This is a genomic window from Pseudomonas sp. LB3P81, assembly GCF_054897965.1.
In genome coordinates, this window is record NZ_JBUBVG010000001.1 from 4,356,560 (window position 1) to 4,380,620 (window position 24,061).

Genomic DNA, 24,061 nt, shown 5'->3' on the forward strand with positions numbered 1-24,061 from the left:
GCACTTTCACTGGTGTTTATTCAGGCTAAGGTAAAATTTGTGAGTTTAATCGCGAATTTTCGGCGAATGTCGTCTTCACAGTATAACCAGATTGCTTGGGGTTATATGGTCAAGTGAAGAAGCGCATACGGTGGATGCCTTGGCAGTCAGAGGCGATGAAAGACGTGGTAGCCTGCGAAAAGCTTCGGGGAGTCGGCAAACAGACTTTGATCCGGAGATGTCTGAATGGGGGAACCCACCTAACATAAGTTAGGTATCTTAAGCTGAATACATAGGCTTAAGAAGCGAACCAGGGGAACTGAAACATCTAAGTACCCTGAGGAAAAGAAATCAACCGAGATTCCCTTAGTAGTGGCGAGCGAACGGGGACTAGCCCTTAAGTGGCTTTGAGATTAGCGGAACGCTCTGGAAAGTGCGGCCATAGTGGGTGATAGCCCTGTACGCGAAAATCTCTTGGTCATGAAATCGAGTAGGACGGAGCACGAGAAACTTTGTCTGAATATGGGGGGACCATCCTCCAAGGCTAAATACTACTGACTGACCGATAGTGAACTAGTACCGTGAGGGAAAGGCGAAAAGAACCCCGGAGAGGGGAGTGAAATAGATCCTGAAACCGTATGCGTACAAGCAGTGGGAGCCCACTTTGTTGGGTGACTGCGTACCTTTTGTATAATGGGTCAGCGACTTATTTTCAGTGGCGAGCTTAACCGAATAGGGGAGGCGTAGCGAAAGCGAGTCTTAATAGGGCGTCTAGTCGCTGGGAATAGACCCGAAACCGGGCGATCTATCCATGGGCAGGTTGAAGGTTGGGTAACACTAACTGGAGGACCGAACCGACTACCGTTGAAAAGTTAGCGGATGACCTGTGGATCGGAGTGAAAGGCTAATCAAGCTCGGAGATAGCTGGTTCTCCTCGAAAGCTATTTAGGTAGCGCCTCATGTATCACTGTAGGGGGTAGAGCACTGTTTCGGCTAGGGGGTCATCCCGACTTACCAAACCGATGCAAACTCCGAATACCTACAAGTGCCGAGCATGGGAGACACACGGCGGGTGCTAACGTCCGTCGTGAAAAGGGAAACAACCCAGACCGTCAGCTAAGGTCCCAAAGTTATGGTTAAGTGGGAAACGATGTGGGAAGGCTTAGACAGCTAGGAGGTTGGCTTAGAAGCAGCCACCCTTTAAAGAAAGCGTAATAGCTCACTAGTCGAGTCGGCCTGCGCGGAAGATGTAACGGGGCTCAAACCATACACCGAAGCTACGGGTATCACTTAGGTGATGCGGTAGAGGAGCGTTCTGTAAGCCTGTGAAGGTGAGTTGAGAAGCTTGCTGGAGGTATCAGAAGTGCGAATGCTGACATGAGTAACGACAATGGGTGTGAAAAACACCCACGCCGAAAGACCAAGGTTTCCTGCGCAACGTTAATCGACGCAGGGTTAGTCGGTCCCTAAGGCGAGGCTGAAAAGCGTAGTCGATGGAAAACAGGTTAATATTCCTGTACTTCTGGTTATTGCGATGGAGGGACGGAGAAGGCTAGGCCAGCTTGGCGTTGGTTGTCCAAGTTTAAGGTGGTAGGCTGGACTCTTAGGTAAATCCGGGAGTCTAAGGCCGAGAGCTGATGACGAGTGTTCTTTTAGAACACGAAGTGGTTGATGCCATGCTTCCAAGAAAAGCTTCTAAGCTTCAGGTAACCAGGAACCGTACCCCAAACCGACACAGGTGGTTGGGTAGAGAATACCAAGGCGCTTGAGAGAACTCGGGTGAAGGAACTAGGCAAAATGGCACCGTAACTTCGGGAGAAGGTGCGCCGGTGAGGGTGAAGGACTTGCTCCGTAAGCTCATGCCGGTCGAAGATACCAGGCCGCTGCGACTGTTTATTAAAAACACAGCACTCTGCAAACACGAAAGTGGACGTATAGGGTGTGACGCCTGCCCGGTGCCGGAAGGTTAATTGATGGGGTTAGCTAACGCGAAGCTCTTGATCGAAGCCCCGGTAAACGGCGGCCGTAACTATAACGGTCCTAAGGTAGCGAAATTCCTTGTCGGGTAAGTTCCGACCTGCACGAATGGCGTAACGATGGCGGCGCTGTCTCCACCCGAGACTCAGTGAAATTGAAATCGCTGTGAAGATGCAGTGTATCCGCGGCTAGACGGAAAGACCCCGTGAACCTTTACTATAGCTTTGCACTGGACTTTGAATTTGCTTGTGTAGGATAGGTGGGAGGCTTTGAAGCGTGGACGCCAGTTCGCGTGGAGCCAACCTTGAAATACCACCCTGGCAACTTTGAGGTTCTAACTCAGGTCCGTTATCCGGATCGAGGACAGTGTATGGTGGGTAGTTTGACTGGGGCGGTCTCCTCCTAAAGAGTAACGGAGGAGTACGAAGGTGCGCTCAGACCGGTCGGAAATCGGTCGTAGAGTATAAAGGCAAAAGCGCGCTTGACTGCGAGACAGACACGTCGAGCAGGTACGAAAGTAGGTCTTAGTGATCCGGTGGTTCTGTATGGAAGGGCCATCGCTCAACGGATAAAAGGTACTCCGGGGATAACAGGCTGATACCGCCCAAGAGTTCATATCGACGGCGGTGTTTGGCACCTCGATGTCGGCTCATCACATCCTGGGGCTGAAGCCGGTCCCAAGGGTATGGCTGTTCGCCATTTAAAGTGGTACGCGAGCTGGGTTTAGAACGTCGTGAGACAGTTCGGTCCCTATCTGCCGTGGACGTTTGAGATTTGAGAGGGGCTGCTCCTAGTACGAGAGGACCGGAGTGGACGAACCTCTGGTGTTCCGGTTGTCACGCCAGTGGCATTGCCGGGTAGCTATGTTCGGAATAGATAACCGCTGAAAGCATCTAAGCGGGAAACTAGCCTCAAGATGAGATCTCACTGGGACCTTGAGTCCCCTGAAGGGCCGTCGAAGACTACGACGTTGATAGGTTGGGTGTGTAAGCGCTGTGAGGCGTTGAGCTAACCAATACTAATTGCCCGTGAGGCTTGACCATATAACACCCAAGCAATTTGCATGCTTTGAGCTGAAAAGCAGAAGAGGCACCAGATTGCGGTGTGTGAAGACGAAACGAACCGAAAGTTCGAGTAAAAACACACAAACTATCGCATACCCAATTCGCTGGAACGTCGAAAGACGCGTCAGCTCAAGAATTTCTTGACGACCATAGAGCATTGGAACCACCTGATCCCATCCCGAACTCAGCAGTGAAACGATGCATCGCCGATGGTAGTGTGGGGTTTCCCCATGTGAGAGTAGGTCATCGTCAAGATTAAATTCCGAAACCCCTATCTGCGTATGCAGGTAGGGGTTTTGTTTTGCCCGGAATAAAAGCCAGATCCCGTCCAGCACAAATTTGCACAGTTATTTTCGACTCATGACACTAGAATATATCGAACTTTTTCGGAGTCAGAGCCTTTATGCCAGATCCGGTTGACGCCTCCGGGCTGTCAGAATTACCGCTGGACGACTTGGTGGCGTGCCACGAGTGCGACTTGCTGATGCGTAAGCCCAAGCTCGCCCATGGCGAGAAAGCCCTGTGTCCGCGCTGTGGCTACGAGCTCTATGCTCATCGGCACAATGTTGTACAACGCAGTCTCGCCTTGGTTATCGCCGCGCTGTTGTTGTACATCCCGGCGAACTTTTTACCCATCATGCAGCTCAATCTACTCGGGCAGTCGTCACAAGACACTGTCTGGACCGGCGTTGTCGGCCTGTTCGATACCGGGATGCAAAGTGTTTCGGTCATCGTCTTTCTGTGCAGCATGGGAATCCCGCTACTCAAGCTGCTCTGCCAACTGGCCGTGCTGCTGAGTATTCGTTTTGATATTGGCCGTAGTTACGGGTTACTGCTTTATCGGATTTATCACCATCTACGAGATTGGGGGATGCTAGAGGTTTACCTCATGGGCGTTCTGGTGGCGATCGTCAAACTGGCAGATATGGCAGCAATGACTATCGGTCTCGGCTTGGCGTGCTTTATCGGTTTGTTGTTGGTTCAGGTTTGGCTGGAGGTTGTGATGTCACCTCATCAGATCTGGCAGGCTTTATCAGGAGAGGATGCCCATGCGGGCGATTGATGCAGGCATTCTGATTTGTACCGAATGCCATGAGTTGAACAAGCAGGACGCTGACGCCGACGAGCAGGTCTGCACCCGCTGTGGTGCGCTGGTTCATGCCCGCCGACCGAATAGCCTCGTTCGTACTTGGGCGTTGCTGGTCACGGCGGCGATTCTCTACATTCCGGCCAACGTGCTGCCGATCATGACTGTCCGCTCTCTCGGTCACGGTGATCCCAGCACCATCATGTCCGGTGTGATCCAACTGGTTCAACACGGCATGATTCCAATCGCCGCCGTGGTTTTTATCGCCAGTATCCTGGTACCAACGTTCAAGCTCGTGGGCATCGCATTGCTGCTGTTTTCAGTGCAGCGCCGTCAGCCGCTTTCGGCACGCCAACGTATCTGGATGTACCGCTTTATCGAGTTCATCGGCCGCTGGTCGATGCTCGATATTTTTGTGATCGCCATCCTCGTGGCGGTCGTGAATTTTGGACGGCTTGCCAGCGTCGAAGCCAATCTTGGCGCCATCGCTTTCGCCAGTGTGGTGATTCTGACGATGCTTGCCGCAGTAACTTTCGATCCCCGACTGATTTGGGATAACACGGAGTCGGACGACGACCATGACTGATTTGCCTGCAGCGAAAACCCGACCCGCCTCGAACTGGTCCGCCATTTGGGTGTTGCCCCTGATCGCCCTGATCATTGGTGGCTGGCTCGGCTGGCGTGCCTACACCGAAACCGGCATCGAGATTCAGGTGCGTTTCGAAAGTGGTGAGGGCATTCAGGCCAACAAGACTGAAGTCGTTTACAAAGGCATGTCGGTCGGCAAGGTGAAAACCCTCACGCTCGACGACGAAGGCGCCTCCAAAGGAGTGATTGCCACCGTCGAGATGAACAAGGACGTGGAGCAATACCTGCGCACCAGCACGCGCTTCTGGCTCGTCAAACCGAGCGTGACCCTGGCCGGTATCACAGGGCTGGAAACCCTGGTCTCCGGTAACTATGTCGCGATCAGTCCGGGTGAAGGTGAGCCCACGCGCAAGTTCAAGGCGTTGGCCGAAGAGCCGCCGCTGTCCGACGCCCAACCCGGTCTGCACCTGACCATCAAGGCTGATCGCCTCGGCTCGCTGAACCGTGGCAGCCCGGTGTTCTACAAGCAGATCAGGGTTGGCCAGATCAAAAGCTACCTGTTGTCCGAAGACCAAAGCACCGTTGAGCTCAAAGTGTTCATCGAGCCCACCTACGCCAAGCTGGTACGCAAACACACCCGTTTCTGGAATGCCAGCGGCATCAGCATCGACGCTAACCTGTCCGGCGTGAAAGTGCGCAGCGAATCCCTGGCCAGCATCGTCGCCGGCGGTATCGCATTCGCCACACCGGAAAACCGCAAGGATAGCCCGCCCACCGATCCGAGCCTGCCGTTCCGTCTCTACGAAGACTTTGATGCGGCCGCGGCCGGCATTCGAGTCAAGGTCAAACTCAGCGATTTCGAAGGTTTACAGGCCGGTCGCACGCCGGTGATGTACAAAGGCATTCAGGTTGGCAATCTGAAAGCGCTGAAGGTCGATCCTGATTTGTCTAGTGCGACTGCCGAATTGACCCTTGATCCACTGGCCGAAGAATATCTGGTCGAGGGCACTCAGTTCTGGGTGGTCAAACCGTCGATCTCCCTCGCGGGTATCACGGGGCTCGAGGCGCTGGTCAAAGGTAACTACATCGCCGTGCGTCCCGGCGATAAAGGCGCAGCGCCGCAACGCGAATATGTGGCACGGGCCAAGGCGCCGCCACTGGACTTGCGATCGCCGGGCTTGCACCTGGTGTTGTTCACCGAGAACCTGGGTTCACTGGAGGTCGGCAGCCCGATCCTCTACAAGCAGGTCAAGGTCGGTTCGGTACAGAGCTATCAGTTCTCGCGCACCAAGAAACAATTGGTGATCGGCGTGCACATCGAGAAGGAATACGAAGGGCTTGTTAATGCCTCGACCCGTTTCTGGAACGCCAGTGGTATTACGCTCACGGGTGGACTGACCGGTGGAATCCAGGTCAAAAGTGAGTCGCTGCAAAGCCTGATGGCCGGCGGTATTGCCTTCGAAACCCCGCAAGCCAAAGCGCCTTTGCAAAAACGCATTCCGCGTTTCCGTCTGTTCGCCAGCCATGACGAGGCCAATCAGAAAGGCACCGTGGTCACGATCAAGGTCGATCGCGCTGATGGCTTGCGCAGCGGCACTCCTGTGAAATTCAAAGGCCTGGATGTCGGCAAGATTGAAGACGTCGACCTCAGCGATGACCTGCAATCGGTGCTGCTCACCGCGCGGATCACCGAAGTGCCTGAGCGCATTGCCCGGGAAGGCAGTCAGTTCTGGGTGGTCAAACCCGAGCTGGGTCTGATCAAAACCTCGAACCTCGAAACCCTGGTGACTGGCCAGTACATCGAAGTGCAGCCAGCAGCGAAGAACCTTGGTCCGCAGAAAAACTTCGTGGCCCTGGCCAATCCGCCGGAGGCCATCAAACAGGAAGCCGGTTTAAGCCTGGTCCTGAGTGCCGCTCGCCGTGGATCGTTGAAAACCGGTGTGCCGGTGACGTATCGCGAGGTCACCGTGGGTAAGGTGACGGGTTATGAACTAGGCCAGGCCGCTGACCGTGTTCTGGTGCACATTCTGATCGAACCGAAGTACGCGCCATTGGTGCGCAGCGGCTCACGTTTCTGGAACACCAGCGGTTTTGGTTTCGACTACGGTTTGTTCAAGGGTGCGACGGTACGCACCGAATCGCTGGAGACGCTGATTCAGGGTGGCATTGCCTTCGCCACGCCGGACGGTGATCGCATGGGCGGTCCGGCACGGCCTGAGCAGACGTTCCCGTTGTTCGACAAGTTTGAAGATGAATGGCTGACCTGGGCGCCGAAGATATCGCTCGGCAAGTAATTCAATGGTGTCTGGAACGCCGCCTTCGCGGGCAAGCCCGCTCCCACAGTGACCGCGTTCTTTCATGAGGACGCGATCAAATGTGGGAGCGGGCTTGCCCGCGAAGAGGCCCTCAAATGCACTGAAAGCCTAAAAGACATGACCATGAAAAAGGCCGCGATCCATTTGGATCGCGGCCTTTTTTATTGCCTTCGATTTAACGCAAATCAGACCGCATCCAACTCCGGCTCATCCGCTTCAACATTAACCACAGCCTTCACCTCATCATGACGACGGATGTACTTCCAGTCCGCTTCATCAATGTAGATCCCGTTCGGCCCGCTACCACCTTCCAGGTCAATCGCAACACTGGCGCAAACCTGCGGCTTCACACTGGCCAGAATTGGCACGAAGCCCAGTTGCAGACTGGTTTCCAGCAGTGCTGCCTGGTTCTTCTCGTCAATGTCCGCGGCCTCGTCGAGGTAGTACGGCAGGCGCACGCGTCCGGCCTGGTCGCGGTCCATCAAGTGCAGCAACAAGTACATGTTGGTCAGCGCCTTGATGGTCATCGTCGTGCCGTTGGACGCGGCGCCGTCGATGTCGGTGTGGATAACCGGCTGGCCGTTGACCTTGGTGATCTCGAACGCCAGTTCGAACAAGTCCTTGAGACCAAGCTGGTTGTGGTTCGCCGCCACCAGCCGTGCCAGGTATTCCTTGGCCTCCTCGTTCTTGTTGTCCTGATCGGCGCTTTGGCTCAGGTCGAACACGGAGAGGGTTTCGCCTTCTTCGTACTGACCGGCGCTGTGGATGATCTGGTCGATGTGTTTCAACGCTTCCTTGTTCGGCGCGAGGACGATACGGAAGCTCTGCAGGTTGGAGACCTGGCGCTTGTTGATCTCGCGGTTGAACAGCGCCAATTGGTGTTCGAGGCTGTCGTAGTCGCTACGGATGTTGCGCAGGGTCCGGGCGATGTCGGTGACTGCCGCACGGCGCGCCTTGCCGAGGGTCAGCGCTTCGTCGGTGCGGTGCGCATACGCGTTGATCAGCAGTTGCAGACGGCGCTCCATATCGTCTTCGCTGTCGAACTTGGCCACGCCTTTGAGGCGCACCTGAGCGTACAGCGCGTCGATCTGACCGTCGCTGCGCAACAAGCCCTGCCAGCTGTCCTGATAGTCGTTGAGCAGCGGCAGCAAGTTGTCCATGGAATCGTCGATCGGGTCCATGAACGGCGTGCCGAACGGCAGGTCTGCCGGCAGCAGCTGGCGGCGGCGCAGGGCGTCGTCGAGGGTGCGTTGCTTGGCTTCCATGTCGCCGATCTGCCGGCCGACGAGTTGCAGTTTGGCCGACAGTTGCTGGACGCGTTCGGTGAAGGCGTCACTGGAGCGCTTCAATTCGTCCTGCGCCGCTTCCATCTGCGCCAGTTGCTCAAGCTTGTCGCCTTCCTCGGCGCTCAGGGTTTGCGAGCGACGGAAATCTTCCAGTGCTTTCTGCGCATCCAGCACTTGCTGGTACAGCGCTTCGGTCTGGGTTTTGCTCGCGGCGCGGTCGGCTGCCACGGCTTGCTGGGTTTTCAGTTGCTTGAGTTCTTTTTCCAGCCGCTCTTTCTGGTCGCGCAATGCCGCGCGGTCGGCCAGAGCCTGCAACGCTGGAGGCTCGATGTGCGAGAGGTCGATGGACAGGCCCGGCACTTCAAAGCGCTCGCCTTTGAAGCCATCGAGGATCAGCTCCATGGATTTAACCCACTGACCGTCCTCGTCCAGCGTAATCCCGTGTTCACCCAGCGGCAGGCTGAACAGCGCGCTGTTGAACAGGCGCATCAGGCGCTCGACATCCTGTTGCGAGAACTCTTCACGCAAGCGCGCGTAGCTGTTGTTGTCGGCATGATCGAGTTGCTGCTTCACCGACTTCAGGCGTTTTTCCAGATCCCGCAGACGTTCTTCCAGGTCTTCGGCAGAGAACTGCCGCGACTGCGCCAACGCACCCGCCAGTTCATCGTGAGCGTCCTTGGACGCGAGCAGTTGCTGCTCGAGCACCTTGACGTCATCGACCAGCGCGAAGCGATTCTTCAGCGCAGACAGTTCGCCGAGCCAGCGCTGGATGCCGGTGATTTCCCGCTCCAGGCGCATCAGTTCCTGAGTACCTCCGCGCTGATCGTTTTGCAGCGCGTCCTGTTCGTTGCGGTAGTGCTCGGCCTGAATCGTCAGCTCTTCCTTGCGCGCACTGGCGTAGTCCGACCAGGTGCCGAGCAGTGAGTCGAGCAGCGGCGAGATGCGGTGCAGTTTGCCGCGCAGAATATTGCGCTGGGTAACACCTGCTGCGAGCGCTTCAACCAACGGGCCGGCGGTGACCAGCGAGTTGTAGTCCTGCTCCATGCGTCGTACATCGCGGAACGCTTCTTCGCACGCGGCGATGTAATCGACGCTGCCGGAACGCAGGCTGTGTTCGAACGCATCGAGGAATAGCTGCTTGAGCTTGGCCGCGGTGATTTCGCGCATGTGCAGCAGGTTGATGAATAGCGCGCGGAAGGTCTTCAGGCTCTGCTCGCTGGTAGAACGCAGCGGAATCAGGGTCAGGTCCAGCGGGATCGAAGTGTGGCCGCCGACCAGCAAACGACGCAGTTCATCCGGCTTGAGTTCGTAGGCTTTCAGGCCTTCGCGCTCAAGGTTGGTGAACAGCTCTTTCTGGCGCAGGCAGGTATCGTTTTTCTGGTAATGAGCCAGATCCAGTTTGCCAGCGTAGGCAAAGAACTGGTGACCGAACCCACCGCCCGGGCCGCGCCCGACCACGCCGATCACATGCGGACCATGGGGCAGCGAGACTTCCACCAGAATGTAACTGGTGTCCGAGGCGAAGTAGAAGCGACGGGATTGTTCCAGGCTGTACTTGCCGAAACTCATGTCCGACATGCGCGCCAGAATCGGGAATTGCAGCGCGTTGATCGACGCGGATTTACCGAGGTTGTTCGCGCCGTAGACCGACAGCGGCTCTTCCAACGGGAACAGGCCAAGGCTGTATCCGGCAGTGTTCAAAAGGGCAAAGCGGCGAATGCCGTAGCGTTCCTTGCTCATGCGTCGGTCTCCTGTTCTTCGGCAATGGCGCGGGCCAGGGCGTCTTCTTCGCTTTCTTCTGCGAAGTCACTGAGGTCTAGCGGGTCATCGGTTTGCAGCAGATTTTCGTCGCTGTCGTCGTCGATCAGCACCGGAGCTGGCAGCGGCAGCACGCTGTGCAGGCTGGCGGCCAGATCACGGTCCTGCTGAACCGACAGGCAAACATCGAGGAAGCGGTGCATCGGCGGCAGGAAACGATAGATGCCGTTTTCTTCACCCGCAAAACCGAGCTGAGTCATGCGTCGCATGATTTTTTCTTCGAGTTCTTCGACTGTCTGCACTTCCGCCTGGATGAACAGGTCGCGGTACTTTTCCAGCAACGACGGCAATTCGTCGCGACCAAGGCTGCCGCCATCGAGCACGGCGATCGGGTCACGGCCCTGATCCGCCAGATGCTCGACGAGGATGAAGGTGAACAGCGCCAGACGCTGCGCGGTCTTGTTCACCGCCGCCGCAGCGAGGTCCGGTACGAAGTAGTAAAAGCCCCGGGTGTCGCAGACCAGTTCAAAGCCCAGCGCCTTGAACAGCGTGCGGTATTGGTCCTGGAAGTTCGACAGTTGCGCGTACAGCTCCGGATCGCGGCGGCTGACGTGATAGCCCTTGAACAGCTCGCGAAAGATCGGCGCCAATTGGGACAGTTCGGATAGATCAAGATGCATATGGAGTGCTCGCAGAATCCTCGGCGGTGTCGTGGGCCGAGAGCAGGGCGAAGGAGCGCAGGCTGACCTGATGCTCATGAGTGTGGTAATCGCGGCGTTCCAGACGCTCGCGTTTGAAGCGTTTCTCACGCGACAGGCGCGAGAACCAGTAGAGCAATTCGTCGGTGGCGCCGTCCGGTTCCTGCTCCAGCAACCAGGTCATCAGGTCCGGCATCGGCAGGGCGTCTTCGCAGCGTTCAAGCATTTCGCGAACGGTGCGTGGCGCGCGCGGTGCTTCGCCTTTCTGGGCCTTGTGCGCCTTGGGGAAACGCGCCGGTTTCGGCTCGAATCGGGCCAGTGCGTACACATAGGCTTCGACCTGACTGGCGCTGCCGAGGAAGGTGCTTTGCGGCCGGGTGAACATCGGCATTGCCGCTTGCGGCACCGCATCGATGCCTTTGCGACGGATGGCCGCGAGGGCCAGCGCAGCGCCACGGGTCACGGCGTTGTGACGGCGAGCTTCTTCACGCAGTGGCAGCAGTAATTCGCGGGCATGACGCAGGGTTAGCTGGGCGCTGGTCTGCATTTCGAGGATGCGCGCGTGGGTGCGCAGCAGCATGTCGTCATCGACCAGGTGGCCGAGGCGTTGCTGCTCGGTGAGCATCTTCAGCAGTACATTCTCGACCTTGCGCACGCCTTGTTCGAAGGCGCCGTCGGCATTTACCAACTGAATCATCGGCTCGACGTATTCGTCCCAGGTCGCCAGCACTTCGGCGTAACGCTGACGCAACGGAATCTGCCGGTCGCTGGTCTTGGCGCGTTCGGCGACGGCCACCAGGGCCTGTTCGTCGTTGGCGAGCTTCTTCAGCACATCGCGCACGCGCATGTCGAGCAGACGCAACTGACGCGCCAGGTCGTTGCCATCGCGAATGTCGAAGGCGTCCTGGATGTAACCGGCCAGGCGTTCGAGGTGGCGCAGATAGGCTTCGATTTCCAGGCACAGGCCCAGACGGTGCTCACGGCGCAGGTATGCGAGAAAGTCGTGGATCTGTGCGTTGAGCTCGAAACGGTTCGGGCTTTTCGCCACGGGAACCAGAATGTCGAGGCGAATCCACACGTCCAGCAGGCTGGTGATGTCCTGCGGCGTACTGTCGAGTTGCTGGGCGGCCAGTTGCGTGCGCAGTTCGTTGAGGCTCAGTGTGCCTTGGTCGAAGTGCTCGCACAGTGGCTCCAGAAGTGCCCAGTGTTCAGCGAGGGCGCGCAAGACGCGCTTGGGTTCGATCATCGGAATGGCCGGCTGGTTGGCGATTAAAAGCCGCGATTGTACTGCATCGGGACCGATGCGATTCACTCTCGGGACGGGCTGTCGCCATTTTTCATAGGTGGAAAGACTATCGGTGAAGTCTATCGATCAACAGCGCGGGCGATCTTCGGCGAAGGGCGGTAGAATCAACGCACTTTAGTTATCCACAAGTGGCCGACCTTTGCTAATCGAGTCCCGTCGTCGCGCCTATTTGACCGCCATGCAGGTGGTCAACTGGCTGCCGCGCACCGAGTTGCCCTTTGCCGCGCCTTCGCGGCCCGAGCTGCTGGAGATGCCCGAGCCTTTGGTCGTCGCTCCAATCGCGCGGTCGCCTGTGGCTGAGATGCCCGTAGAACCTGTGGTCAAACCCGCCGAACGGGTGAAGATCGAGGTGCCACGGCCATCGTTGGCCAGTACGCGCACAAACGCCAAGGTTGAAGAAGAGGTCGCGCCGGTCGCGGTCAAGGCGCCGATCGTGCCGCCACCGCGTTTCGCCCTGCAATTGCTGCGCGCCGGTCGCTGCCTGCTGCTGGTGGAGTTACCCACAGGCGAAACCTTCCAGACTCGCGATCCCGCGTATCTGCTGCTGAAGGACATGCTGCGCGCCGCCGGTCTGCCGGACAGCCCGCAGATTATCGGCGAACCGGTGCGCTGGCCGCTGTTGACCCGGGGCACGATGGATCAAGGCCCGGAAGCGGCGCGCGACTTCGTGCAAGGCTTTCTCTCGGCCCGACTCGAAGACGCACCGTGCGTCTGCGTGTGGCTGATCGGCCTGCCGGCGGTGCGTTTCGCCGGCGAGGCGAATGCTGAATCCTTCAACCGTGAACTCCAGGTCGAAGGCCTGGGCTCGGTCTGGGCCCTGCCGGGTCTGGAATTATTAATGGAAGAGCCACAGCGTAAGGCTGATGTCTGGCAAGCCATGCGTCGGCTGATGGCGCGCTGGAAAGAATCGAATGAGTGACGCTGTATCGTTTCGCCCGATGACCGAGGCGGACCTGGACGCTGTACTGAAAATTGAATTCGCGGCGTACAGCCATCCCTGGACCCGCGGCATATTTATCGATGGGCTGGGCAAGTACCAGATTTGGCTGATGTTTGAAGGGCAGCAGCAGGTCGGGCACGGCGTGGTGCAGATCATTCTTGATGAAGCGCACCTGCTGAACATCACCGTCAAACCGGAAAATCAGGGGCGTGGACTTGGGTTGACGCTACTGGAACACCTGATGGCGATTGCCTACAAGGCTGAGGCGCGGGAATGTTTTCTGGAAGTGCGCGACAGCAATCGCTCGGCGTTTCGGTTGTATGAGCGGTATGGGTTTAACGAGATTGGACGGCGTCGGGATTATTATCCGGCGGTGGGTGGGCGCGAAGATGCCGTGGTCATGGCCTGCACCTTGGTCGACTAAGCCCCTGTAGGAGCTGCCGAAGGCTGCGATCTTTTGATCTTTATGTGCTGCGACTATAAAAGATCAAAAGATCGCAGCCTTCGGCAGCTCCTACACGGAAAAATCCGGTCAGTCAGATAGATCACCGATTCCCATCCATCGGATCCCGCCGCGCCAATTCCTCTTCATCCAGGCCATTACCCCCCCCGATGTCATCTTCATCGACAATGCTCAAAACCCAATCGGCCTGGCCACCTTCACCCGCCTCATGGGCGTCCCGCGCACCGTCTTCACGGATCAATGTTTCCGGGCTCATGTCGTCGTCGGTGGATTCATGGTCAGCGGTCGAGGCGCCGGTCATGCCGGCTTCACGCACGCGCCCCCGCGGCATTAGTCGCTCGCGCTCGTTTTCCGTCAATTCATCGCCTATTTTGGCGCTGGGTTCTTCCTCGTCGAAATCCAGCTCATTCACCGAACCCATGCGGTCTTCGTTGTCGTCGATGGGCTCGGGTTGCACCGCATCGTACGGACGTCGTGAATCAGTCATGGCAATTCCTCATACTGTAGGCCTTACTAATATGGACCCACTGGGCTCCTCGGAATTCCACCGGCATGGAGTGCAGGTAGTATGCATCAGCGGCAATCTGCATCTCGCGCGTGACCCCGGCGGACGGTTGTCTGTCAAAGCAGCGCATCATTCTCGAGGCTTCATTGCATGAACGACTTACAAGATCTGATTGATAACAACGAGCGCTGGGCTGACGCGATCACCAAAGAAGATCCTGATTTCTTCGCCAAACTGGCCCGTCAGCAAACGCCGGAATTCCTGTGGATCGGCTGCTCCGACGCCCGTGTACCGGCGAACGAGATTGTTGGCATGCTGCCCGGTGACCTGTTCGTCCACCGCAACGTGGCCAACGTGGTGCTGCACACCGACCTCAACTGCCTGTCGGTGATTCAGTACGCGGTTGACGTGCTCAAGGTCAAACACATCCTCGTCACCGGCCACTATGGCTGCGGCGGCGTGCGTGCGTCGATGCAGGATCGCCAGTTGGGCCTGATCGACGGCTGGTTGCGCTCGATTCGCGATCTTTATTATGAAAAGCGCGAAGAACTCGCCAAGTTGCCGACCGAAGAAGAGCGGGTCGACCGTCTCTGCGAGCTCAACGTGATCCAGCAAGTGGCCAACGTCGGGCACACCAGCATTGTGCAAAATGCCTGGCACCGCGGACAGAAACTGTCGATTCACGGCTGCATATACGGCATCAAGGACGGTCGCTGGAAAAGCCTGAACGCCACCATCAGTGGTTTCGAGCAGTTGCCGGCGCAGTACCGTTTGCGTCCGGTCGAGACGTTGTAAAAGCTTTCAGCTCAGGCTTCGTCGACGCCAGTGTTGAAAAAACAGCTGGCCTTTGGCATTGGGCGGTTCGTCGTAGCCGTAGATCCAGCCACGGCAGCAGGGACAACCACAGCGGCAGGCAAACTGCCGCTGTAACTTATCCTCCGTCGCGGCGAAATCCATCGTCAGTCGATCGCCTTTTTTGATGTCTTTCAGTGCCCATACCCACAGATCTTTCATGTCGAGAAAGGTATTGGGGTCGCAGGCATGGTTGAGCAGGCTGCAGAAGCGCGGATCGTAGACATGGATGCCCGGCGCCAGTTGTCGGGTATGTCGGCAGCGATAAGGCAGCAGATGCCCGGAAAACCGGCACATCCGGCTGAGGCGAGGGAATTCGCGCAGGGCTGCGACAGCTGTTGCCTCCCCTTGAGCGTTGTAGAGGGTTTGAAAGTTGTCCGTGGACGGGAATCCAAGACGAAGGGGCAATTCTGCAAAGGGATAGATGCCATTGGATGGCGGGGAGATTCCTTGATCGGCGTGGGCTCTCATAACAATCCTTGTCGGCAGGGTGCTGCGACCTCCGTCAGCTGACATCCTGTCAGCCCTGCAGCACATGGGTACGCCTCAAGACTCTCGCAAAAAAAACAACTGGTCTACTGTCATAACTGACAGAGGAAAACCGCGCGTTCCCACGTCAGCCAAGGCTAACGCAGGAACACTGTTCAGCCTCTTACAAATGTGGAGCTGGCGTCGCGGTCACAGGCGCCGGGACTTTAAGCTGTTTGAGTTGAGACTTGATCGGTGTCGTCGCGCACTTGGCCGTGGCTTGCCCGGGCGTCAGGTTGCGGATCGAGGTGTAGAACAGCTCGCAGGTTTTTTCTGCCTGGGCCACCTGCCAGGTTTGGGTGCAACTTTTCAGTTCAACGTCTGGATTGCTTTCCGGGTCGCGGCCCATGGCGGCCTGCCAGCACGCGGCACTCAAGTCCTGGCCCATGACTTTCAGGCCCGCCGCATCGGCCTGGGCCTGGGGATCTTTACCGGTGTAGCTGGCCGGGTCGGCGGCGTACCAGATGTAGCTCGGGTGGTTGGAACCCAACACCGGCACTTTCACCCCGTCCTTCGGACTGATGGTTGCCAGGCCCAGCACGTTGACGGTCGGCCCGTATTGCTGCTTGATCCAGTTACGCACCGGCGCGCCGAAAGCGACCATCGGCAGCGCGACACCACTGGCGTTCTGGCTGACTTCCTTGACCATGGTGGTCTGGTAGTCCTTGAAGTAGTCGTAAACCCCTTCCAGATCCTTGCCGGCGTTGGATGGCGCGGCAATCGGCGCGATGTCGATGATGGTCTGATACCCCGGCGTCTGATCGGCAGGGATGCCGTTGACAGTCAGCAGCGTGGCCCAACGATCGGTGGTCTTGGACTCCAGGTAGTCCTGGGCTTGAGTCAGGGAGTAATCCGGAGGAAAGTGCAGCAACTCGACGCTTTTACGGTTCTCCAGGGCCATGCCCAGCGGCAGGAACAGATACCAGCTATAAGCCCACTTGCCGTCGGCATTCAGCTTGCTGGCGCCGGTGTAGGCCAGATCGCCGGCATCGAGCAGCGCCGCCAACGGCTTTTCATAGCCTTTGGGCACCCCGGTGATGGCGGCATAGAGCTGATCGTTATCGGTTTTGACCTGCACCTTCGCGTCGCTGTAGCCATCGCGTTGCACGCTCTGTGTCAGGTAATGCTCGACGGTTTGCTCCAGCGTCCAGTTGCGAAAGCAGATCACGTTGCAGTTGTTGGGGTAGGCGAACAGCCGGGTAACGCGCTCGGTGCTGCCCAGCTTCAGATCGGCATCGGCGTGGGCGACGGCGCTCAGGGTGAGGGCAGCGAGGGTGAGTCCTGCGAGTTTGAACATGCTCAGATCCTTTTCAGCGTGTGGGCCCCCGAAGCGGAGGCGGATACAGTGGGATGTGACAGGTCGGGATACAAGTGGCGCAGTGCTTCCCTCACTCAAGCACTGCTAGACTGGCGCAATACTGCACTGAATAAAGGTGAATTATGAAGCCCTCGATTGCGCTTGACCTACAACGAATTGCCGTTCGTGAGGTTGTCGGCCGTTTTCGTACAGCAAATCCCCGTGTGTTCGGTTCGGCACTGCTCGGGACGGATAAAGAGGGCAGTGACCTTGATTTGCTGGTGGATGCGCTGCCAGGTGCCACGCTTTTTGATCTTGGCGGCCTTCAGGTCGAACTTGAGGATTTGTTGGGAGTAAGTGTAGATCTGCTGACGCCCGGCGATCTTCCAGTGAAGTTTCGCCAGCAGGTGCTTGAGCAGGCTCGTCCCGTATGACCGATAACCGTCTCGACGACTACCTAGACCATATGCGTCAGGCCGCGGGGGATGCGCTGATCTTTGTCGATGGTTTGAGTAAAGAAGAGTTCTTCGACGACAAACGAACCCAACAAGCGGTCATCATGAGCCTCATCATTATTGGAGAGGCCGCGACCAAAATCATGGATCGCTACGCCGAGTACGCCACGCAGAACCCTCAAGTGCCTTGGCGCAGCATGCGCGGTATGCGCAATCGCATTGCTCATGGCTACTTCGATATCAATCTTGAAGTGGTGTGGGATACGGTCCAAGCCGCTTTGCCTGAACTTCTGAAGGTGTTACCCACCGATCAAGCGTGATTGCACCTGCGCAGCAGGTGCAATCACGTGTGTTACGGCATCACCGGCGCCGTATACGTCAGCGTCGTCCCCAACGCCCACAGCAGAAACAGCACCAGCGGCGTGTGCACCAGCAGTTGCACGAACGAAAACCCGATCAAGTCCCGAGCCTTCAACCCCAGCACGCCCAGCAATGGCAGCATGTAGAACGGGTTGATCAGGTTCGGCAAGGCTTCGGCGGCGTTGTAGATCTGCACGGCCCAGCCCAGGTGGTAGTTCAGGTCGGTGGCCACTTGCATCACGTACGGCGCTTCGATGATCCACTTGCCGCCGCCCGACGGAATGAAGAACCCAAGGATCGCCGAGTACACGCCCATCAGCAGCGCGTAGGTGTCGTGGGACGCGATTTGTACGAAAAAGGTCGAGATGTGGTGAGCCAGAGTCTGCGCGTCAGTGCCTTTGACCGTGGTCATCAGCGCGGCGATCGAGCCGTACAACGGAAACTGGATCAGTACGCCGGTGGTGGTCGGCACCGCGCGGGATACGGCATCAAGGAAACTGCGGGGGCGCCAGTGCAGCAGGGCGCCGAGCATGATGAACAGGAAGTTGTAGGTGTTCAGCCCTGAAATCGCACTGATCACCGGTTTGGTCGAGAATTCGTGGAACAGCCATCCGGCCGCCAGCAGCACCAGCAAAATCGTCAACAGCGGGCTATGTTCCAGCCATTCGCCGGGACGAGTGCGCGGTTGCAGCGGTGGCAGATTGAAACTCGGATCGATGCCGCAGGCTTTGGCATCGCGGGCCGAGTTCGGGCCGGGTGCGGTGGCGTAGGCAATGATCAGTGAGATCACGATCAGCGCCAGCAACATCACCCCGGACTGCCAGAGAAAATCGTTTGTGTGAAAGGAATCACCCCGGTGATCGACAGAATCGACGGTGGCAGGCTGGCCGGGTTGGCCTGCAGTTGCGCGGCGGACGACGATAGGCCCAAGGCCCACACGGCGCCAAGACCCAGGTACGCAGCGGCGCCGGCCGCGCGGTAATCCATTTTCAGATCGGTGCGGCGGGCGAGGGCGCGCACCAGCAAGCCGCCGAACACCAGCGACAGGCCCCAGTTCAACAGCGACGCGACCATGGAAATCAGCGCCACCCACGCCACGGCGGAACGACCGTTCTTCGGGATTCGCACCAGGCGGTCGATCAGCTTCACGGCGGGGGGCGAACTGGCGACCACATAACCGCCGATCACCACGAACGCCATCTGCATGGTGAACGGGATCAGGCTCCAGAATCCGTCACCGAACGCCATGGCCGCGTCGGTGGGTTTGGCGCCCATGAACAGGGTGGCCACGGCGACGATAATCACCGCCAGTGCCGCGAACACCCAGGAATCGGGAAACCAGCGTTCGGCAAAACTCGAACAGCGCAGGGCAAAGCGGGCAGAGCGGGTATCTTCGATATCAGCAGCCACGGGAGTACCTCGATTTTTATGTTTGTTATGGTCTTCAAGGCCGCAGAGGCCTAATGCCGTTGTAGGAGCGAGCTTGCTCGCGATGGACTCAAGAGCGCCGCGTTTTGCCTGTAAACACTGCGTTATTGTTATCGACCATCGCGAGCAAGCTCGCTCCTACAGTTTTTGATCGGCATTGGCTCCAAAGGCCCGTCTGGACAGGTGCCAACAGTAAATCAATCGGTCAAGTTTTGTGACGAAGTTTCGCCAGGCCGAGACGATGGTCTAACGGGTTGTCCGCTGGCGCGTTTGCGTAGACCATGGGCGCCTTGGTTTTTTGCCTACGCCAGAGTTCTTTTGATGACTGCCCATAACGATTCGCGCCCGGCACCGTTCAGCCGCTCGGACTACAAGACCCTCGGCCTCGCGGCCCTCGGCGGTGCGCTGGAAATCTACGATTTTATCATTTTCGTGTTTTTCGCCCTGACCCTCAGCCAGCTGTTCTTTCCGCCGGAAATGCCCGAATGGCTGCGCCTGCTGCAAAGCTTCGGGATTTTTGTCACCGGTTATCTGGCGAGGCCGTTGGGCGGGATCTTGATGGCGCATTTCGCCGACCGGTTGGGGCGCAAGAAAGTCTTCAGCCTGAGCATTCTGATGATGGCGCTGCCGTGCCTGCTGATCGGCATCATGCCGACCTATGCCCAGATCGGCTATTTCGCGCCGCTGCTGCTGTTGGCCCTGAGGGTTTTGCAAGGCGCGGCCGTGGGCGGCGAAGTGCCGAGCGCCTGGGTCTTCGTCGCTGAGCACGCACCGGTCGCGCACCGTGGTTACGCGCTCGGTTTCCTGCAAGCGGGACTGACCTTTGGTTACTTGATCGGGGCTCTGACGGCGACCTTTCTGGCGCAGGCATTCACACCGGCGGAAATCCTCGATTACGCGTGGCGTTACCCGTTCCTGCTGGGGGGCGTATTTGGCGTGATAGGTGTCTGGCTACGCCGCTGGCTGAGCGAAACCCCGGTGTTCATGGCGATGCAGGCCAAGCGTGATGCCGCAGTCGAACTGCCATTGCGCACGGTCTTGCGTGAACATCGCCTGGCAATTTTGCCTGCGATGATTCTCACCTGCGTGCTGACATCGGCGGTGGTGGTGTTTGTGGTCATCACCCCGACCATGATGCAGAAAACCTTCGGCATGACCGCCAGCCACACCTTCGCCCTGAGTGCGTTGGGCATCGTGTTCCTGAACATCGGCTGCGTGCTCGCCGGGTTGCTGGTCGACCGCATCGGCGCCTGGCGCACGGTGATGCTGTATAGCCTGCTGCTGCCGCTGGGCATCGGCGTGCTATACACCAGTCTGATTATCGGCGGCAGTTGGATCGGTCTGGCGTACGCGATTGCGGGCCTCGGTTGCGGCGTGGTCGGCGCGGTGCCTTCGGTCATGGTCAGCCTGTTCCCGGCGCGGATTCGCGTTTCGGGGATTTCCTTCACGTACAACATTGCCTACGCCGCGTGGGCGAGTACCACACCGCTGTTGCTGATCGGTCTGATGCCGTGGAGTCCGTGGATCTGCGTGATCTTCTGCACCGTGATGGGGGCGGTGGGTGTGAGCAGCGCACTGTATTTCGGCGCGCGCATGCCGAGAACAGGCACTTGTCCGGCCGCTGGCGCCATCTGATTGAAGGTGGCGCGGCGCACATGACAACTATTTTTGCAGGGCAACCCTGAATCACTCTTCAGAAAATATTCCCAAGGCCGATGGCTAGGCTGTATGCCGCTTTCTATCCCTGCCCATCGGTGCTTTCCCATGTTCAACAAACGCTTGAAGCAAGAGTTGTCGGCTCTTCGCGAAGAACTCTCCAGCCTTCAGCAAGTGAAAGAAAGTCTGGAAAGCGAGATGCTGGTCCTGACCGTTGATCCTGATGGGCGGATTCAGTCGGCCAACCAGAATTTCATCAGCGAGATGCTCTACAAGGGCCACGACCTGATCGATCGCCCGATCGAAGACATCGTGCCGCCCCACGTAAAGTCCGATGAATTCCACCACCGTTTCAAGGCTGCGCTGACCCGTGGCGAGCACTTCGCCGGTGCAGTGCGCCTGTTGCGTGGCGATGGCCAGGAAGCCTGGTTGCGCTCGATCGTGCAGCCAGTGCGTTCCGCGGACGGGCGGATCAAGCATTTTTCGATTTGTTCCAGCGACCTGACCCGCACCATCAAGGCCTCCCGTGAGCACGAGAACCTGATCGGTGCATTGGTGCGCTCGACGGCGGTGATCGAGTTCGAGCTCAATGGCAACGTGCTCACAGCCAATGACCGATTCCTCAATGGCATGGGTTACAGCATGGCGCAGATCAAGGGCAAACATCACCGCACCTTCTGCGAAGCGCAGGAGTACAACAGCCCCGAGTATCAAGACTTCTGGCGTCGCCTGAATGCCGGTGAGTTCGTGGCCGGCCGCTTCAAGCGTGTCGACAGCCACGGGCGTACAGTCTGGCTGGAGGCGTCCTACAATCCGGTGATCGACGCCAACAACAGGCTCTACAAAGTGGTGAAATTCGCCACGGTGATCACCGATCAGGTCAACCAGGAACAAGCTGCCTCCGAAGCGGCCAACATTGCCTACGGCACCTCGCAGCAAACCGATCAAAGCGCCCAGCGCGGCACGGCCGTGGTGACTCAGGCGGTGAACGTAATGCGCGATCTGGCCAAACACATGCAAACCGCCGGCGACGGCATCGAAGCGCTGAACGAGCAATCGCTGGTGATCGGCACCATCGTCAAAACCATCAGTGGCATTGCCGAACAGACCAACCTGCTGGCGCTCAACGCGGCCATCGAAGCGGCCCGGGCCGGTGAACAGGGACGCGGTTTTGCCGTGGTAGCGGACGAGGTGCGGCAACTGGCTTCGCGCACCAGTCAGGCCACCGATGAAATTGTCCTGGTGGTGCGCAAGAACCAGGAGATGGCGCGTAACGCGGTGTCCCTGATGACTGACGGCAAGCTCCAGGCCGAACAGGGGCTGGCGCTGGCGGCGGAGGCGGGCACGGTGATCGTCGAGATTCAGGACGGCGCGCAGAAAGTGGTGAATGCGGTGGGGCAGTTTGCCAATCAGCTATCGAGTTGATGGCTAGCCTTTAAAAGATCGCAGCCTGCGGCAGCTCCTACAGGGTGTACGCCATTCCAATGTAGGAACTGCCGCAGGCTGCGATCTTTTCGTCTGTTCGAACTCCCTGTCGCGGGATATCGCTACAATCGGCTCTTTTCCCAGGAGCAGATGCCCATGAGCGCTTCCCACCGCTGCCCGGTTCCCTTGTCCAAGGCTTATCGTCTGCTCAATCATGGGCCGACCGTGCTGGTCAGCGCGGCCCATGACGGGCAGCGCAACATCATGGCAGCGGCCTGGGCCATGCCGCTGGATTTCGAACCGCCTAAAATTGCCGTGGTGCTGGACAAGTCCACCTGGACCCGGCAACTGCTGGAAGCGTCGGGCACATTCGTCCTGAACGTGCCCTGCGCCGCCCAGGCCGATATCGTGCAGACCGTTGGATCGACGTCGGGCCTGGAACTGGCTCAGGACCAGGGCCGGGACAAATTCCAGACCTATGACTTGCAGACCTTCAACGGCGAGTTGATCGACGCGCCGATGCTCGAAGGCTGCGTGGCCTGGCTGGAATGCCGATTGTTGCCGGAACCCAACAACCACCAACAGTACGATCTGTTTCTGGCCGAAGTGATCGCCGCCCAGGCGGACGAGCGCGTATTCAGCGACGGTCGCTGGCACTTCGAGGGACACGATGCATTGCGCACCTTGCACCATGTGGCGGGCGGGCATTTCCTGAAAATCGGTGATCCGGTGGCTGGTCAAGTCTTGCAGCCGTAAACGTTCACACCCAGAGATCATTTTCAGCGGTGCGCTCACCCCCTTTGTTGCCGGTGTTCAGCACGCCTCTGGGATCGATCAGCAGGAGCTTGACCTCCTGCTCGGCGAACGGTTTGTGCTCGAAACCCTTGGACATAGCACCATCGTCCCGCCGGGCAGGCTGTGGCGCCAACCGCCGCGGTACTGAAAACTCTGCACGCCGGCGAGGGTATGACCGATGGCGTAGGTGTCGTGGCGGTGCAGGTCGTAGCCATGGCCGGCAAAAAAAGCTTCGAAACGCTGTAGCCCGGCGACATCGGGCGCGCGGTGGAACCAGTCGTTGTGAAGAATTTTGTTAGCCATTGCGATGGTGCCCGATGTGTATTGAGTCAGGAGTTGGAACATTAGCCTAAGGGCTGATTGTGTGCGGGCGGATGGGTTTCTATATGTGTATTACGGTAATTAATTATTGTTTTGCGATAATTTGTGATTTAGGTTGTACCCACATCCATTCCTGTGAGGTAGTGCCGTGACTTCCAATCGTCTCGCTCAATTGAGCCAGCGCATGGCTGCTGTGACTCTTTGTCTTATCGTCGCAATGCTGGCGATCAACAGTGTGCTCTGGCTCTTTCCTTTTCTGGCCGCCAAGGATGGATGGGGGCTCGGTTTTGCGCTGACCGATCGCCAGCTCTCACATGTCACCGATCAAGCGATGTTGTTCCCATGGTGGCAAGTGTTGGGTGGCATTGTGTTGTCGAGCGTCCCGTTACTGGCGCTGGCCTATGGGTTGGGGCACTTGCGTCGACTGTTCCAGTGCTATTCGCGCGGCGAGTACTTTGCCAGTTCGGGAGCTGTTCATCTGGGTTTGGTGGGGAGGGCCGTGGCACTCTGGGTGTTACTCGATTTCCTGTGCGAGCCATTGCTCAGCGTCTGGGTGACGATGAATTTGCCGACCGGTGAACGGCTGATTACCCTCAGCGTCACGGCGCCGACCTTTGTCGCGTTGTTCCTGGCTGCGTGTATTTCGATCATCGCGCGTATTCTCAAGCAAGCCAGTGAAGTGGACTCCGAAAACCGCACTTTCGTTTGAGATTTCTATGTCAATTGTCATTCAGCTGGACGTGATGCTCGCCATGCGTAAAGTCAAATCCAAAGACCTCGCTGCGGCTATCGGTATTACCGAAGCGAACCTTTCGTTGTTGAAGCAGGGCAAGGTCAAGGGATTGCGACTGGCAACGCTGGACGCGATTTGCAAGCATCTGAATTGTCAGCCGGGTGACCTGTTGATCCATGTGCCTGACGTCGAGTAAAAGTAAGCGCCCGGTAGTATCTCGGTGGATCGTTTTTCCTGCACTTGCT

Annotated in this window: 18 protein-coding genes, 2 rRNA genes and 5 pseudogenes; 16 read left to right on the forward strand and 9 right to left on the reverse strand. The window is 58.0% G+C overall.

Annotated features, from left to right (window positions below):
• Nucleotides 1–107 precede the first annotated feature (107 nt).
• The 5 genes from ACYZTL_RS20175 (at nucleotide 108) to ACYZTL_RS20195 (ending at nucleotide 6,989) form a co-directional block, all read left to right on the forward strand.
• A 23S ribosomal RNA gene (locus tag ACYZTL_RS20175) occupies nucleotides 108–2,999 on the forward strand.
• A gap of 160 nt (nucleotides 3,000–3,159) precedes the next feature.
• A 5S ribosomal RNA gene (gene rrf / locus ACYZTL_RS20180) occupies nucleotides 3,160–3,275 on the forward strand.
• A 148-nt stretch (nucleotides 3,276–3,423) separates the two neighbouring features.
• Nucleotides 3,424–4,083 carry a paraquat-inducible protein A gene (locus ACYZTL_RS20185; RefSeq protein ID WP_461953230.1) on the forward strand — a complete coding sequence of 220 codons (660 nt, stop codon included), beginning with the start codon at nucleotides 3,424–3,426 and terminating at the stop codon, nucleotides 4,081–4,083.
• A complete protein-coding gene (locus ACYZTL_RS20190) occupies nucleotides 4,070–4,693 on the forward strand; it encodes a paraquat-inducible protein A (protein WP_461953231.1) in 624 nt (207 codons plus the stop codon). The genes ACYZTL_RS20185 and ACYZTL_RS20190 overlap by 14 nt, the downstream gene beginning before the upstream one ends.
• Nucleotides 4,686–6,989, forward strand: a complete 2,304-nt coding sequence (locus ACYZTL_RS20195; RefSeq protein WP_461953232.1) for a PqiB family protein — start codon at nucleotides 4,686–4,688, stop codon at nucleotides 6,987–6,989. Before ACYZTL_RS20190 ends, ACYZTL_RS20195 begins: the two co-directional genes overlap by 8 nt.
• A 206-nt stretch (nucleotides 6,990–7,195) precedes the next feature.
• On the opposite strand, the gene mksF is transcribed toward ACYZTL_RS20195, so the two are convergent.
• From mksF to mksB, 3 genes are read right to left on the reverse strand one after another with little or no spacing between them, the layout of a single operon-like run.
• Nucleotides 7,196–10,036, reverse strand: a complete 2,841-nt coding sequence (gene mksF / locus ACYZTL_RS20200) for an Mks condensin complex protein MksF (protein ID WP_461953233.1) — start codon at nucleotides 10,034–10,036, stop codon at nucleotides 7,196–7,198.
• A complete protein-coding gene (mksE, locus tag ACYZTL_RS20205) occupies nucleotides 10,033–10,734 on the reverse strand; it encodes an Mks condensin complex protein MksE (RefSeq protein WP_461953234.1) in 702 nt (233 codons plus the stop codon). The genes mksF and mksE overlap by 4 nt, the downstream gene beginning before the upstream one ends.
• A complete protein-coding gene (gene mksB / locus ACYZTL_RS20210) occupies nucleotides 10,724–11,998 on the reverse strand; it encodes an Mks condensin complex protein MksB (protein WP_461953235.1) in 1,275 nt (424 codons plus the stop codon). Before mksB ends, mksE begins: the two co-directional genes overlap by 11 nt.
• A 238-nt stretch (nucleotides 11,999–12,236) precedes the next feature.
• On the opposite strand from mksB, the gene ACYZTL_RS20215 reads away from it, so the two are divergent.
• Nucleotides 12,237–12,977, forward strand: coding sequence for an energy transducer TonB (locus ACYZTL_RS20215; RefSeq protein ID WP_461954343.1), 741 nt, complete (start codon nucleotides 12,237–12,239; stop codon nucleotides 12,975–12,977).
• On the forward strand, nucleotides 12,970–13,422 hold the full coding sequence (gene rimI, locus ACYZTL_RS20220; RefSeq protein ID WP_461953236.1) for a ribosomal protein S18-alanine N-acetyltransferase: 453 nt from the start codon (nucleotides 12,970–12,972) through the stop codon (nucleotides 13,420–13,422). Before ACYZTL_RS20215 ends, rimI begins: the two co-directional genes overlap by 8 nt.
• A gap of 121 nt (nucleotides 13,423–13,543) precedes the next feature.
• Here rimI and ACYZTL_RS20225 read toward each other — a convergent pair whose 3' ends face one another.
• Nucleotides 13,544–13,948, reverse strand: coding sequence for a serine kinase/phosphatase (locus ACYZTL_RS20225; RefSeq protein WP_461953237.1), 405 nt, complete (start codon nucleotides 13,946–13,948; stop codon nucleotides 13,544–13,546).
• Nucleotides 13,949–14,116: 168 nt separating this feature from the next.
• Between ACYZTL_RS20225 and can the strand changes: the two genes are divergently transcribed.
• Entirely contained in the window at nucleotides 14,117–14,761 is a 645-nt protein-coding gene (can, locus tag ACYZTL_RS20230; RefSeq protein WP_461953238.1) for a carbonate dehydratase, read from the forward strand.
• A 6-nt stretch (nucleotides 14,762–14,767) separates the two neighbouring features.
• Here the strand turns inward: can and ACYZTL_RS20235 are convergent, their stop codons facing one another.
• Together ACYZTL_RS20235 and ACYZTL_RS20240 are read right to left on the reverse strand one after the other, a co-directional pair.
• Nucleotides 14,768–15,289: an SET domain-containing protein-lysine N-methyltransferase gene (locus tag ACYZTL_RS20235; RefSeq protein WP_461954344.1), complete on the reverse strand. Its 522-nt coding sequence runs from the start codon at nucleotides 15,287–15,289 to the stop codon at nucleotides 14,768–14,770.
• A gap of 181 nt (nucleotides 15,290–15,470) precedes the next feature.
• Entirely contained in the window at nucleotides 15,471–16,643 is a 1,173-nt protein-coding gene (locus ACYZTL_RS20240; RefSeq protein ID WP_461953239.1) for a hypothetical protein, read from the reverse strand.
• A 143-nt stretch (nucleotides 16,644–16,786) separates the two neighbouring features.
• Between ACYZTL_RS20240 and ACYZTL_RS20245 the strand changes: the two genes are divergently transcribed.
• Both ACYZTL_RS20245 and ACYZTL_RS20250 read left to right on the forward strand, forming a co-directional pair.
• Nucleotides 16,787–17,077: a nucleotidyltransferase family protein gene (locus ACYZTL_RS20245; protein ID WP_461953240.1), complete on the forward strand. Its 291-nt coding sequence runs from the start codon at nucleotides 16,787–16,789 to the stop codon at nucleotides 17,075–17,077.
• Nucleotides 17,074–17,418 carry a HepT-like ribonuclease domain-containing protein gene (locus tag ACYZTL_RS20250; protein ID WP_461953241.1) on the forward strand — a complete coding sequence of 115 codons (345 nt, stop codon included), beginning with the start codon at nucleotides 17,074–17,076 and terminating at the stop codon, nucleotides 17,416–17,418. The genes ACYZTL_RS20245 and ACYZTL_RS20250 overlap by 4 nt, the downstream gene beginning before the upstream one ends.
• Nucleotides 17,419–17,450: 32 nt before the next feature.
• Here ACYZTL_RS20250 and ACYZTL_RS20255 read toward each other — a convergent pair.
• A pseudogene (locus ACYZTL_RS20255) lies at nucleotides 17,451–18,868 on the reverse strand (short-chain fatty acid transporter).
• 339 nt (nucleotides 18,869–19,207) lie between these two features.
• Between ACYZTL_RS20255 and ACYZTL_RS20260 the strand changes: the two are divergent.
• The 4 genes and pseudogenes from ACYZTL_RS20260 (at nucleotide 19,208) to ACYZTL_RS20275 (ending at nucleotide 22,723) form a co-directional block, all read left to right on the forward strand.
• Nucleotides 19,208–20,521: an MFS transporter gene (locus tag ACYZTL_RS20260; protein WP_461953242.1), complete on the forward strand. Its 1,314-nt coding sequence runs from the start codon at nucleotides 19,208–19,210 to the stop codon at nucleotides 20,519–20,521.
• 219 nt (nucleotides 20,522–20,740) lie between these two features.
• Nucleotides 20,741–21,379: pseudogene (locus ACYZTL_RS20265) on the forward strand (PAS domain-containing protein); the annotation flags it as partial.
• 153 nt (nucleotides 21,380–21,532) lie between these two features.
• Nucleotides 21,533–21,967: pseudogene (locus ACYZTL_RS20270) on the forward strand (methyl-accepting chemotaxis protein); the annotation flags it as partial.
• A 156-nt stretch (nucleotides 21,968–22,123) separates the two neighbouring features.
• Nucleotides 22,124–22,723 carry a flavin reductase family protein gene (locus ACYZTL_RS20275; RefSeq protein WP_461953243.1) on the forward strand — a complete coding sequence of 200 codons (600 nt, stop codon included), beginning with the start codon at nucleotides 22,124–22,126 and terminating at the stop codon, nucleotides 22,721–22,723.
• Nucleotides 22,724–22,727: 4 nt separating this feature from the next.
• On the opposite strand, the pseudogene ACYZTL_RS20280 reads toward ACYZTL_RS20275, so the two are convergent.
• Both ACYZTL_RS20280 and ACYZTL_RS20285 read right to left on the reverse strand, forming a co-directional pair.
• Nucleotides 22,728–22,853, reverse strand: a pseudogene (locus ACYZTL_RS20280) (cupin domain-containing protein); the annotation flags it as partial.
• A pseudogene (locus ACYZTL_RS20285) lies at nucleotides 22,853–23,065 on the reverse strand (AraC family ligand binding domain-containing protein); the annotation flags it as partial. The pseudogenes ACYZTL_RS20280 and ACYZTL_RS20285, both read right to left, overlap by 1 nt.
• Before the next feature lie 166 nt (nucleotides 23,066–23,231).
• Between ACYZTL_RS20285 and ACYZTL_RS20290 the strand changes: the two are divergent.
• Together ACYZTL_RS20290 and ACYZTL_RS20295 are read left to right on the forward strand one after the other, a co-directional pair.
• Nucleotides 23,232–23,792, forward strand: a complete 561-nt coding sequence (locus ACYZTL_RS20290) for a DUF2975 domain-containing protein (protein ID WP_461953244.1) — start codon at nucleotides 23,232–23,234, stop codon at nucleotides 23,790–23,792.
• 7 nt (nucleotides 23,793–23,799) lie between these two features.
• Entirely contained in the window at nucleotides 23,800–24,012 is a 213-nt protein-coding gene (locus ACYZTL_RS20295; protein WP_461953245.1) for a helix-turn-helix domain-containing protein, read from the forward strand.
• Nucleotides 24,013–24,061: the final 49 nt, after the last annotated feature.

Bases quoted from the DNA above. Each gene is read 5' to 3' on its own strand.
- ACYZTL_RS20185 (WP_461953230.1), top strand. From the start codon at position 3,424: ATGCCAGATCCGGTTGACGCCTCCGGGCTGTCAGAATTACCGCTGGAC.
- ACYZTL_RS20190 (WP_461953231.1), top strand. From the start codon at position 4,070: ATGCGGGCGATTGATGCAGGCATTCTGATTTGTACCGAATGCCATGAG.
- ACYZTL_RS20195 (WP_461953232.1), top strand. From the start codon at position 4,686: ATGACTGATTTGCCTGCAGCGAAAACCCGACCCGCCTCGAACTGGTCC.
- mksF (WP_461953233.1), bottom strand. From the start codon at position 10,036: ATGAGCAAGGAACGCTACGGCATTCGCCGCTTTGCCCTTTTGAACACT.
- mksE (WP_461953234.1), bottom strand. From the start codon at position 10,734: ATGCATCTTGATCTATCCGAACTGTCCCAATTGGCGCCGATCTTTCGC.
- mksB (WP_461953235.1), bottom strand. From the start codon at position 11,998: ATGATCGAACCCAAGCGCGTCTTGCGCGCCCTCGCTGAACACTGGGCA.
- ACYZTL_RS20215 (WP_461954343.1), top strand. From the start codon at position 12,237: ATGCAGGTGGTCAACTGGCTGCCGCGCACCGAGTTGCCCTTTGCCGCG.
- rimI (WP_461953236.1), top strand. From the start codon at position 12,970: ATGAGTGACGCTGTATCGTTTCGCCCGATGACCGAGGCGGACCTGGAC.
- ACYZTL_RS20225 (WP_461953237.1), bottom strand. From the start codon at position 13,948: ATGACTGATTCACGACGTCCGTACGATGCGGTGCAACCCGAGCCCATC.
- can (WP_461953238.1), top strand. From the start codon at position 14,117: ATGAACGACTTACAAGATCTGATTGATAACAACGAGCGCTGGGCTGAC.
- ACYZTL_RS20235 (WP_461954344.1), bottom strand. From the start codon at position 15,289: ATGAGAGCCCACGCCGATCAAGGAATCTCCCCGCCATCCAATGGCATC.
- ACYZTL_RS20240 (WP_461953239.1), bottom strand. From the start codon at position 16,643: ATGTTCAAACTCGCAGGACTCACCCTCGCTGCCCTCACCCTGAGCGCC.
- ACYZTL_RS20245 (WP_461953240.1), top strand. From the start codon at position 16,787: ATGAAGCCCTCGATTGCGCTTGACCTACAACGAATTGCCGTTCGTGAG.
- ACYZTL_RS20250 (WP_461953241.1), top strand. From the start codon at position 17,074: ATGACCGATAACCGTCTCGACGACTACCTAGACCATATGCGTCAGGCC.
- ACYZTL_RS20260 (WP_461953242.1), top strand. From the start codon at position 19,208: ATGACTGCCCATAACGATTCGCGCCCGGCACCGTTCAGCCGCTCGGAC.
- ACYZTL_RS20275 (WP_461953243.1), top strand. From the start codon at position 22,124: ATGAGCGCTTCCCACCGCTGCCCGGTTCCCTTGTCCAAGGCTTATCGT.
- ACYZTL_RS20295 (WP_461953245.1), top strand. From the start codon at position 23,800: ATGTCAATTGTCATTCAGCTGGACGTGATGCTCGCCATGCGTAAAGTC.